Below are 10,528 nucleotides of genomic sequence, written 5' to 3'. Positions count from 1 at the left end.
CTGGAGGATCGCGGTGTCTGGGCGTCCATCGCCAGCAGGCTGGCTCCCACATTTTGAACCGGGCACATCACCGGAAATCAGGTCGGCTGTCAGGCCGCCTCGCTTTTGATTTGGCTTTTGATTTTCTTGCTCCATCGAGAGGCCGAGTGGAGGTTCTGCGCAGTGGGCAACCCGGCATGGATGCCGGGTTAGCCGCGCACGGCCATGGATGGCCGATCGCGGCGGGCCCACGGAGCAGGACCGGAGCGAGGGCATGCCGAGCCCTAGCGAGGCACCGAACGAAAGGGGCAAGAGCCCTTGGTTACTTGGGGCTTTTCCAAGTGACTCGCCGTAAGGGCGAAACCAATAGCGGCCGTTACCTAAATAACGGATATACACACCCGTTCACAGGGAAACGAGCGAAACGCAACTAGGTACGCATCCCCCGTCCACTCACCAACAACCGCGCACAACCCATATAAAGCGCCACCGTGGCCACCAGCATAAAGGTAATCGCCACACTGATCTTGATGTCCGAAACCCCAAGAATCCCGTAGCGAAACGCATTGACCATATGCAGCACCGGGTTCGCCAAGGACACCGTCTGCCAAAACGGCGGCAGCAACGTAATCGAATAAAACACCCCGCCCAGATACGTCAACGGCGTCAAAACGAACGTCGGAATAATCGAAATATCATCGAAGTTGCGAGCAAACACCGCATTGATGAAGCCCAGCAGCGAAAAGATCGTCGCCGTCAGCACCACCACCAGCACGGTCACGCCCAGGTGATGCACCTGCAAATGCGTGAAGAACAACGACAGCAGCGTCACAATGATCCCGACCATCAACCCGCGCAGTACACCACCCAAGGTGTAGCCAATCAGGATCGTGTGCGGCGAGACCGGCGACACCATCAATTCTTCGATGGAACGCTGGAACTTGCTGCCAAAGAAACTCGAGACCACGTTGCCATAGGAGTTGGTGATCACCGACATCATGATCAGCCCCGGCACGATGTATTCCATGTAGGTGAAACCACCCATATCACCGATCTGCCGGCCAATCAGATTGCCGAAGATCACGAAGTACAGAACCATGGTGATCGCTGGCGGCAGCAGCGTCTGCGGCCAGATCCGGGTAAAGCGCCGAATCTCGCGGTAAACGATGGTATTGAGGGCGACGAGGTTGGGTTGCAGCTCGGAACTCATAACGCCACCTTCGACAGATTTTTCTCCACCAGGGACACGAACAGCTCCTCAAGGCGATTGGTTTTGTTACGCAGGCTCAGCACTTCGATGTTTTGCTGTGCCAATTGGGTAAACAGCGCCGTGATGCCCATGGCCTTGTCGACCTGAACCTCGATGGTATGGCTGTCGATCAGCCTCGTCGGGTAACCGACCAACTGGGGCGGCGTGGTCAGGGTGTGCTTGCTGTCGAGCAGGAAGGTTTCCACATGCAGCTGGCTGAGCAACTGTTTCATGCTGGTGTTCTCGACGATGGTGCCGTGGTCGATGATCCCGATGTTGCGGCACAACTGCTCAGCCTCTTCCAGGTAGTGGGTGGTGAGGATGATGGTGATGCCTTTCTGGTTCAATTCGGTGAGGAAGGTCCACATCGAGCGACGCAGTTCGATGTCCACCCCTGCCGTCGGTTCGTCGAGGATCAGCAGGCGCGGTTCGTGAACCAGTGCACGGGCGATCATCAGTCGACGCTTCATGCCGCCGGACAGCGAACGCGAAGGCGTATCGCGCTTGTCCCACAAACCGAGCTGGGTCAAGTACTGCTCGGCGCGTTCCTTGGCGACTTTCGGCGGGATACCGTAGTAACCGGCCTGGGTCACGACGATATCGAAGGTCTTTTCGAACTGGTTGAAGTTGAATTCCTGGGGCACGACGCCGATGGAGCGCTTGAGCTGCGCAGGATTCTTGTCCAGGTCATGTCCGAAAATATTCACCGTGCCCGTGGTCTTGTTCACCAGGGTCGAGAGAATGCCGATGGTCGTGGATTTGCCGGCGCCGTTAGGGCCGAGCAAGGCGAAAAAATCACCTTCGGCGACGTCCAGATCGATACCACTCAGGGCCTGGAAACCGTTGCCGTAGGTTTTGGTTAGCTGCCGGATGGACAGAGCGGAACTCATATCGGATTTACGCACCAAGAAGGGAAGAAAGGGACATATGAGGGCCGGTGGCGACGAACACAACCACGGCGCATGAACGCAATGGTGCTTGTCGTCGCCACACAAGTACAGTCAAGTGTGTCGATAGTGAGTATTAAGTCAACGCGGTCATGACGGCTTTGCGGTAAGCCGGACGCTGTTTCAGCCGCGCATACCAGGCTTCCAGATGAGGCTGCGGCGCGCGCTTGATCGGCATCTCCAACCAGGCATAAATGAAGCTGCCCAAAGGAATGTCACCCATGCCGATTTCATCGCCCGACAGATACGGTTTGGCCGCCAGCGCCTGATCGGCCATCGCCAGCAGCTCATCGCACTCCTTGATTGCAGCGTTGATGGCGGTCCAGTCCTGCTTGTCTTCCGGCGTGCGCAACACACCCCAGAACACCGTGCGGAAAGGGCCCGCAAAACTGGAGGTGGTCCAGTCCATCCACTTATCGGCCAACGCACGGGCTTTCAGGTCGCTCGGGTACCACGCCGTGCCGCTGGCATGCAGCGCCATCAGGTAACGCACGATGGCGTTGGATTCCCACAGCACGAACCCGTCGTCTTCAATCACCGGCACGCGACCATTGGGATTCATCGCACGATATTCAGGCGTGTCGACCACGCCAAAGGCGCCGCCCGCATCGATCGCTTCATAGGCCAGGCCCAGCTCTTCTGCGGCCCACAAAGGCTTTCTGACATTCGACGAATTTTTCCGACCCCAGATCTTCAGCATGACCGCCTCTTTATGGATGAATGCGCAGGCAGCATACGCCGGATCAGGCGCGACTCAAATCGCTCTGCATATCACCCAGCAGCGCCGGCAGTTGCTCGCCAAACAGATGCGGATAGCACTTTTCCAAGTGCGCGAAAAAGAACGCTTCGGGCACGTCGGTGAACTGGCCATGATCCACCAGATACTCCATCAGTTGCTCTCCGTCGCGATTGAAGGGATGGAACACACTGTCGTTGATCCCGTCGAATTCCAGCGGCGCGACGTTGAACAGCTCGCAGAGTTTCTGGTTGAACGCCGGTGTGGCCTTGACCCAGCGATCGTTCAAGTACAGCTCGGTATAACCATGCATGGCGAACACATCACTCTTGAGCAGCGCCAGCAAACGCGGGGTCGACAAATGATTGCGCACATCCGCCAGGCCGATCCGTGCGGGAATTCCGCAATGCCGGGCGGCACCGGCCAGCAGCGTGGCTTTAGGCACGCAATAACTTTCCCCGGCGGCCAACGCATAACTGCCACGCAAAGTCTCTGGATTGCGGCTGAACGTGTAAGGGTTGTAACGCACGGCCTCACGCACGGCGTAATAGAGATTGATCGCCTGCTCAAGCGGGTCGCGATGGTTGCCGCGATGTTTTTCGGCGAACTCCACCACCGACGGGTGGTCACTATCGATGAAGCGGCCGGGACTCAGGTACTCGTGCATGAGGACAATCTCCTTGGGAAGCCTCGAGTCTAGCGACAGGCCCAGCACAGGGATAACGGCATATCGGCCAAACTTCAACGTGTTGCCGCCCGCCGTTCAGGGCCGACGCCAAAGGTCCTACAAAACACATCCACGGTTTCCCACGATTTCAGTCACATCGCTCTGACCGCCCTGTTTCGCGGATGCCGTCTAAGCTCTGAAGGTTGTTTTTGCCCTGTTTCACGGAGGATTAAATATGCTGCTGTTGTGGATACTGGTTCTGGTTGTCGGGATTGCGTACTTGGCCCACCGGCGTATCGCCCCGCTGCCCGCCTTGGGAATTGTGGCGGTATATATCGTTGCGATGGGCGCGTTCAGCCGTGCTCCGGGTTGGCTGCTGCTGATCTTCTGGGTGTTGATCGCGGCCGTTGCAGCACCGTTGCTGCTCCCCGACCTGCGCCGTAAATTCTTCAGCGCTCCCTTATTCAGCTGGTTTCAGAAAACCCTGCCGCCGATGTCGGAAACCGAACGCGATGCCATCGACGCCGGCACGGTGTGGTGGGACGGGGAACTGTTCAGCGGCCGTCCCGACTGGGACAAACTGCTGTCCTATCCAAAAGCGCAACTGAGCGCAGAGGAACAGGCGTTTATCGACGGTCCGACCGAAGAACTCTGCGCCATGGTCACTGACTGGCAGATCGGTCAAACCATGGACCTGCCGGCCGAAGCCTGGACCCACATCAAGGAAAACGGCTTCTTCGCCCTGATCATTCCCAAGGAGTTTGGCGGCAAGGGCTTTTCCGCCTATGCGCACTCCCAGGTGGCGATGAAACTGGCGACCCGCAGTGGTGACCTCGCGTCCACCGTGATGGTCCCCAACTCCCTCGGCCCGGCCGAACTGTTGCTGCATTACGGCACCGACGAACAGCGCAACCATTACCTGCCACGACTGGCGCGAGGCGACGACATTCCGTGTTTCGCGTTGACCGGCCCGCTGGCCGGCTCGGACGCTGGCTCCATGCCTGACACCGGGGTGATCTGCAAAGGTGAATGGGAAGGCAAGGAGACCCTCGGCCTGCGACTTAACTGGGAAAAGCGCTACATCACACTTGGGCCCGTGGCCACCCTGCTCGGCCTGGCTTTCAAGGCCTACGACCCGGATCATTTGCTTGGTGACGAGGAAGACCTGGGCATCAGCCTCGCGTTAATCCCGACCGATACCGAAGGCGTTGAAATTGGCCGTCGCCACCTGCCGTTGGGCGCGGCCTTCATGAACGGTCCGAACTCCGGCAAGGACGTGTTCATCCCGCTGGACTTCCTCATCGGCGGCCAGGAGATGCTGGGCAAAGGCTGGATGATGCTGATGAACTGCCTGTCGGTCGGGCGTTCGATTTCGCTGCCGGCGGTAGGCACCGGGGCGGCGAAGTTCACCAGCCTGGTGACCGGTCAATACGCGCAAATTCGCGAGCAATTCAACGTGCCGCTGGCGGCATTCGAAGGCATTCAGGAAGCCATGGCGCGCATTGGCGGCAATGCCTGGATGATGGACGCCGCCCGCATGCTCACCGCCAACGCGGTGGACCTGGGCGAGAAACCGTCGGTGCTGTCGGCGATTCTCAAGTATCACCTCACCGAGCGCGGCCGCGAATGCATCAGCCACGCCATGGATGTGCACGGCGGCAAAGCGATCATCATGGGGCCGAACAATTACCTCGGTCGCAACTGGAACGGCGCCCCCATTTTCATCACCGTGGAAGGCGCGAACATTCTCTCGCGTAACCTGATGATCTTCGGCCAGGGCGCGATTCGCTGTCACCCCTTCGTACTCAAGGAAATGGCGCTCGCCCATCGAGAGGACAAAGACCAGGCGCTCAGCGAATTCGATGGCCTGCTGCTCAATCACATCGGATTCGCGGTCAGCAACGCCGCCAGCACCCTGGTGCTCAACCTGGGCTTCGGGCATCTGGAACAGGTGCCGGGCAACAAGCTCAGTCAAGGCTACTTCCGCGCGCTCAACCGTCAGGCTGCCGCGTTCGCCATGCTCGCCGACCTCAGCATGATGCTGCTGGGCGGTGAACTGAAACGCCGCGAACGTCTGTCGGCGCGGCTTGGGGATGTGCTCAGTAACCTGTATCTCGCTTCGGCGGCACTCAAGCGTTACCACGACCTCGACTCGCCGGATCACATGGCGCCGCTGTTTATGTGGGCCATGGAAGAGAGTCTCGGCCAGTCCGAACGTGCACTGGACGAACTGCTGACCAACTTCCCGAACAAGGTGCTGGGCTGCCTGCTACGCGTGATCGTGTTCCCGTTCGGCCGCCGTCACAAAGGGCCGTCGGACAAACTCGGTGCCGAAGTCGCCGGCGTCATCGGCCGCGCCAAGGGCGATCCGGCGCTGGAGGAGTTGCTCGGCGGTTGCTACCGACCGCAATCGGCGGATGACGCAGTCGGCGCCTTGCAACACGCCTGCAACCTGTTGAATGCGGCGCAGCCTCTACAGAAAAAGCTGCACGTGTCGCTCAAAAGCGGTCAGGTCAAACCGGCTGCCGGGGAACACGTCATCGACGCAGCGCTGGAGGCTGGCGTGTTGCAGCCCGGGGAAGCGCAGACCCTGCGTGAGGCCGAAAAGGCGCGGCGCAAGGTGATCGATGTTGATGATTTCGACAAAGAGCAACTGACGCTGGCGTCCGGGAAGGTCCGCTGATCCTTTTCCTGAACGCTTGATCATGTAAAAACGGGCACAGGGCTTTATACTCCTGCGCCCGTTTTGCTCTTGAGGACTTATCTCGTGTCCAACATCGTTGCCGATCATCTCGTTTTGCTCGACCACCTGCGCAGCATCCTGGTCGCCGTAGGTGAGGCTGATCAGGTTCCCGAAGAAAGCCATGCCTTGTTCCTGGAGCGCTTCGACGAACTGCGCGCATTGCTGCCGGTCGACCCCATCGAAAGCCAATACCTGGGCCAGGACATCCTGTGCCAGGTAATCACCCGCTACCCGCAAATCGCCCACCTCGTCCCCCGTGACCTGTTGTGGTACTTCGCCGGTGACTGCCTGCATTACATGCCCGATGACGAAATCGACTTGTATCAGGCGCTGGAAGAACGCCGTTTCGAAGCCGAACAGAACGACGAGCCGTTCGACTGGAACCAGGAAAAGCAGCTGCTGGCGATGTCGAACGACGACAGCAAGCACTGATCCTCGATCGGAAATGCAAAAGGCCCGCCTGGTTGAACAGGCGGGCCTTTTTTATGTGCTGAGCGGTGTGGCGATGGGACCTTCAAAGCAACCCATCACTCTCGGGTACTTCGTACTCCGCCGTCCCCCTACCCCATCCCCCCGGCTTGCTCAAGGTCGGCTCCTTCTCCAGGCACTCCACCAGATAGTCGATAAACACCCGTAACTTCGGCGGCAGATAACGGGTCGGCGAATGCAGCAACCAAGCGCCTCCATGATAGGACGCCAGGAAGGTCCAGTCCGGCAGTACCTGCACGAGCAGCCCCTGTTCCAACGCATGACGTGCGGTGAAATACGGCAGACTGCCAATGCCGATGTGCTGCATTACCGCGCTGAGCCGCACTCCCGTGTGATTGGCGGCATAACGCCCATGCACACCGACCGTGATGGCTTTGGTGCCTTTCTTGAATTTCCAGCGTGAATCGCTCGGGGTTTCGCCCAGGTAGATGCAACTGTGATTGAGCAAATCATGGGGATGGGTCGGCGTGCCGTGTTCGGCCAGGTACTGCGGCGAGGCACAGAGGATGTGGTCGATGGTCAGCAATTGCCGCCCTACCAGCCCGACCGGCGGCCGATCGGTAATGCGAATCGCCAGGTCGACATTGTCGTCGATCAGATCGACCTGACGATCCTCGAGCATCAACTCCACGTCCACTTTGGGATAACGCCGCAGAAACTCGGGCATGTGCGGATGAATCACAAAGCGCCCCACCGCCTTCGGCACACTCACACGTATCAGCCCTTCCGCTTCCTGGGTGAACTGACCGCTGATTTCCATGACCGACTTGGCTGCGCTGACCATTTCCTGGCAGCGCTTGAAGACCTCCTCGCCGCCATCGCTCAAGCGCAGCTTGCGCGTCGTCCGTTGCAGCAGCCGGGTGGCGAGCGCTTTCTCCAGACGGGAAATGCTGCGACTGACTGCCGAAGGGGAAGATCCCAACTGACGAGCCGCTTCGGAGAAACTGCCCGTCTCGACAACCTTGACGAAAATCGCCATTTCACCGAGCAATGGCAGGGGGAGATTTATGCTCACAGCGCAACAGTCCTTTGAAGTTTCAACGGATTATCACGCAATTCCACGATTCATATAATAAAAAACAGACATTCTGGTAAGGCATGGATATGACGCTTCGCCTCTTTTTCCATAGTGATGATCTCAAGGCCAATGTCGAGGTCCTTGAGTGCATTCCCCATGAGAACGAGTTCGCCGTGGTGCTACGCGCCACATTGTTTCACCCCCAGGGTGGCGGACAACCCTGCGATACCGGCTGGATCGGTGAAAGCCAGGTAATGCGGGTGGTGCAGGATCCGGACCGAATTATCCACTTCGTCGATCAACCGGTGACGCTCGGCATGACCCAGATTCGGGTCGATGAACAACGTCGCCAGTTCAATACCCGCATGCATTCCGCCGGTCATCTGATCGGCCACTTCGTGCAGGCCTTGGGCTGGATGCCAATCAAGGCTCATCACTGGCCCGGCGAAGGTCGAGTGCAGTTCAAACCTACGGAAGGCGCGCAAGAAGTGGATGAGAGGAACTTGCAGCACGGCATCGCGCAGTGGATCGCCAGTGACTGGCCGCGACTCACCTCGTTGCGCGAGGGCGCCCGGGAAATCGGTTTCGGCGAACTTCCCGCGTACGGCTGCGGTGGCACCCATGTACGCAGCCTGAAGGAACTCGGCGCGGTCACCATCACGTCTGTTTCGCAGAAAAAAGGCACGCTCTCCGTCCACTACAGCATCGACTGACTCGCAGGATCGATCTGCGCGCCTGATTCTGTCGATGTAAAAACCCCGAACATGCAAAAGGCCCGCTCAGTTTGACTGGCGGGCCTTTTTTTGTGGAACGATTACAAATCACGCGCATACAAAAACGCCGCTCAGTGAGCGGCGTTTTTGTTAAATATGGAGCGGGAAACGAGACTCGAACTCGCGACCCCGACCTTGGCAAGGTCGTGCTCTACCAACTGAGCTATTCCCGCAAATGGCGTCCCCTAGGGGACTCGAACCCCTGTTACCGCCGTGAAAGGGCGGTGTCCTAGGCCACTAGACGAAGGGGACACGCTAACTGAAACACATGGTGTGTATTTCAGTGCCCAAATCCGCATCCGAAGATGTCGTTTCTGGTTTCACTCAGCCCTGCCCGAAAGCAACGCTGTTTAAAAATGGAGCGGGAAACGAGACTCGAACTCGCGACCCCGACCTTGGCAAGGTCGTGCTCTACCAACTGAGCTATTCCCGCATTGGCGTCCCCTAGGGGACTCGAACCCCTGTTACCGCCGTGAAAGGGCGGTGTCCTAGGCCACTAGACGAAGGGGACACACGTACAACATTCACTCCCTACCGCGTTTCGCTGTGTGCTTTACGCTGTAAGTGGCGCGCATTCTATGGATGGATTGAGGGGTCGTCAACCCCCTGATATAAATTTATTTAAATCAATGACTTCGCCCTGCTTTGAGACGCGGATCAAGCTTTCCCTCCCTCGGCATTTGGCGCCTATATTCTGGCACCGGCCAAGACGCTATAGTCGCCCCACGCAAAAATGATGGCCATGTGCACCACGCACACCATTACTTATATAAGCAGAAACGCGGCCGATACAGTCAGAGAGTGAGCCGGCTCAACACGCCGAGCGGCGCTATGCGCTCCACTGGCAAAGCCACTACATTCGCACGCGAACCCTATTAAGAGGTCTTACCGTTGACACCACTCATGATCACCCTGCTCGTCGTAGCCGGGATCGCACTATTGATCGCCATTGGCTACATGAACCATGTGGTGGAAAACAACAAACTGGAAAAGGCCCGCACCAAGATAGAACTCAACGATCGCCTGCGTCGCTGCGGTGAGATCACCGAAACATTCCCTGGCCAGTTGATGACGCCGGCGCTCAAGCTGTTGTTGACCCGCCTCGAACTGAACGTTTGCCAACGCTTGCTCAACCTGGAAAAAACCAGCAGCAACCTCAGGGCACGCATTACCGAGCTGACGTCTCTAGCAGCCCAAGGCGAGTCGATCCCGGTCAACAACCCGCCGGCACCGATCCTGACCGAAGCCAAGGCCAAGGATGTCCGCTTCCTGCTCGAAGCGCTGCACGGCCAAATCACCCGCGCCGCACAGGACGGCTTCCTGCAGCCCACCGAAGCCAAACGCTGGATCCGCGAAGTTCGCCATATCCTCGTCTTGCTGCACATCGAATTCTTCAACAACCTCGGTCAGCAATACCTGCAACAAAACCAGCCAGGCCAGGCGCGCCTGGCGTTTGAACGCGGCGTACAATACTTGCGCAAACAGCAAGAGCCACAGATGTATGCCGAACAACTGGAATACCTGGAAAAACTCCTGGCCCGTGCCAATGCCATGGTGATGGACAACATTGCCTCGGTTGAAGCCGAAGCCAACCAGCTGAACTCGGGCCTCAAAGTCGCCGACGCCGATGCCGACTGGAAGAAAAAAGTGATCTACGACTGATCAGCAAGATCAGAAAGCAGGAAAGCCACCGAGAGGTGGCTTTTTTTTGAGCGTGATTTGATGGCCAGGAAAATGGGGTTGCTGGCAGGACGCCTTCGTCGGAACGATAACGCCGGCTGTCTGGATGAACGCGTTGTATGGACGTTTTTCGCGAGCAAGCTCGCTCCTACAGAAGAGCGAAGAGCAAAGCAGATTGAGCACACAACCGCTTTTAACCACTCAACAAGCCGAGCGGTAGCTCGCTTGCCGCTTTTGATTTTGATCT

The 10,528-nt window shown here is 58.1% G+C and carries 10 protein-coding genes and 4 tRNA genes; 4 read left to right on the top strand and 10 right to left on the bottom strand.

All coding sequences use genetic code 11. From position 1 onward, the window contains the following. Nucleotides 1-409: 409 nt before the first annotated feature. The 4 genes from EJA72_RS28595 to EJA72_RS28580 all read right to left on the bottom strand — a co-directional run bounded on the left by EJA72_RS28595 (nucleotide 410) and on the right by EJA72_RS28580 (nucleotide 3,578). Nucleotides 410-1,189 (bottom strand): ABC transporter permease, encoded by a 780-nt coding sequence (locus tag EJA72_RS28595; protein WP_157715216.1) that lies wholly within the window; start codon nucleotides 1,187-1,189, stop codon nucleotides 410-412. Beyond that, nucleotides 1,186-2,118, bottom strand: a complete 933-nt coding sequence (locus EJA72_RS28590; protein ID WP_157715215.1) for an ABC transporter ATP-binding protein — start codon at nucleotides 2,116-2,118, stop codon at nucleotides 1,186-1,188. Before EJA72_RS28590 ends, EJA72_RS28595 begins: the two co-directional genes overlap by 4 nt. 133 nt (nucleotides 2,119-2,251) lie before the next feature. Further along, nucleotides 2,252-2,875, bottom strand: coding sequence for a glutathione S-transferase family protein (locus EJA72_RS28585; RefSeq protein WP_157715214.1), 624 nt, complete (start codon nucleotides 2,873-2,875; stop codon nucleotides 2,252-2,254). A gap of 43 nt (nucleotides 2,876-2,918) precedes the next feature. After that, nucleotides 2,919-3,578 (bottom strand): transglutaminase family protein, encoded by a 660-nt coding sequence (locus tag EJA72_RS28580; protein WP_157715213.1) that lies wholly within the window; start codon nucleotides 3,576-3,578, stop codon nucleotides 2,919-2,921. 235 nt (nucleotides 3,579-3,813) lie between these two features. Here EJA72_RS28580 and EJA72_RS28575 point away from each other — a divergent pair, with 235 nt between their 5' ends. Together EJA72_RS28575 and EJA72_RS28570 are read left to right on the top strand one after the other, a co-directional pair. Further along, nucleotides 3,814-6,261 carry an acyl-CoA dehydrogenase gene (locus EJA72_RS28575; RefSeq protein WP_157715212.1) on the top strand — a complete coding sequence of 816 codons (2,448 nt, stop codon included), beginning with the start codon at nucleotides 3,814-3,816 and terminating at the stop codon, nucleotides 6,259-6,261. Nucleotides 6,262-6,345: 84 nt separating this feature from the next. After that, nucleotides 6,346-6,753: a PA2817 family protein gene (locus tag EJA72_RS28570; RefSeq protein ID WP_008032949.1), complete on the top strand. Its 408-nt coding sequence runs from the start codon at nucleotides 6,346-6,348 to the stop codon at nucleotides 6,751-6,753. Nucleotides 6,754-6,835: 82 nt separating this feature from the next. Here the strand turns inward: EJA72_RS28570 and EJA72_RS28565 are convergent, their stop codons facing one another. Next, nucleotides 6,836-7,825: a LysR family transcriptional regulator gene (locus EJA72_RS28565; protein ID WP_178129624.1), complete on the bottom strand. Its 990-nt coding sequence runs from the start codon at nucleotides 7,823-7,825 to the stop codon at nucleotides 6,836-6,838. A gap of 89 nt (nucleotides 7,826-7,914) precedes the next feature. On the opposite strand from EJA72_RS28565, the gene EJA72_RS28560 reads away from it, so the two are divergent. Further along, the gene (locus tag EJA72_RS28560; protein WP_157715210.1) at nucleotides 7,915-8,541 is read left to right on the top strand and encodes an alanyl-tRNA editing protein; all 627 of its coding nucleotides are present in this window, start codon (nucleotides 7,915-7,917) and stop codon (nucleotides 8,539-8,541) included. 157 nt (nucleotides 8,542-8,698) lie between these two features. Here EJA72_RS28560 and EJA72_RS28555 read toward each other — a convergent pair. The 4 genes from EJA72_RS28555 to EJA72_RS28540 form a co-directional block, all read right to left on the bottom strand. After that, nucleotides 8,699-8,774: transfer RNA gene (locus EJA72_RS28555), tRNA-Gly, on the bottom strand. Between the two features lie 3 nt (nucleotides 8,775-8,777). Then, a tRNA-Glu gene (locus EJA72_RS28550) sits at nucleotides 8,778-8,853 on the bottom strand. A 105-nt stretch (nucleotides 8,854-8,958) separates the two neighbouring features. Continuing rightward, a tRNA-Gly gene (locus EJA72_RS28545) sits at nucleotides 8,959-9,034 on the bottom strand. 2 nt (nucleotides 9,035-9,036) lie between these two features. Beyond that, nucleotides 9,037-9,112 (bottom strand) — tRNA-Glu (locus EJA72_RS28540). A 392-nt stretch (nucleotides 9,113-9,504) separates the two neighbouring features. On the opposite strand from EJA72_RS28540, the gene EJA72_RS28535 reads away from it, so the two are divergent. Beyond that, nucleotides 9,505-10,263, top strand: a complete 759-nt coding sequence (locus tag EJA72_RS28535; RefSeq protein ID WP_178129623.1) for a hypothetical protein — start codon at nucleotides 9,505-9,507, stop codon at nucleotides 10,261-10,263. Here EJA72_RS28535 and EJA72_RS29050 read toward each other — a convergent pair. Beyond that, nucleotides 10,254-10,528 (bottom strand): hypothetical protein (locus EJA72_RS29050; protein WP_218574387.1); only part of this gene is annotated, 275 nt, incomplete at its 5' end. The two genes, EJA72_RS28535 and EJA72_RS29050, sit on opposite strands and share 10 nt — an antisense overlap.

This window comes from Pseudomonas sp. PB120, from assembly GCF_009761815.1.
Taxonomy (GTDB): domain Bacteria; phylum Pseudomonadota; class Gammaproteobacteria; order Pseudomonadales; family Pseudomonadaceae; genus Aquipseudomonas.
Note: the sequence above shows the minus strand (reverse complement) of the source record. Positions and strands in the feature narration are given on the sequence as shown.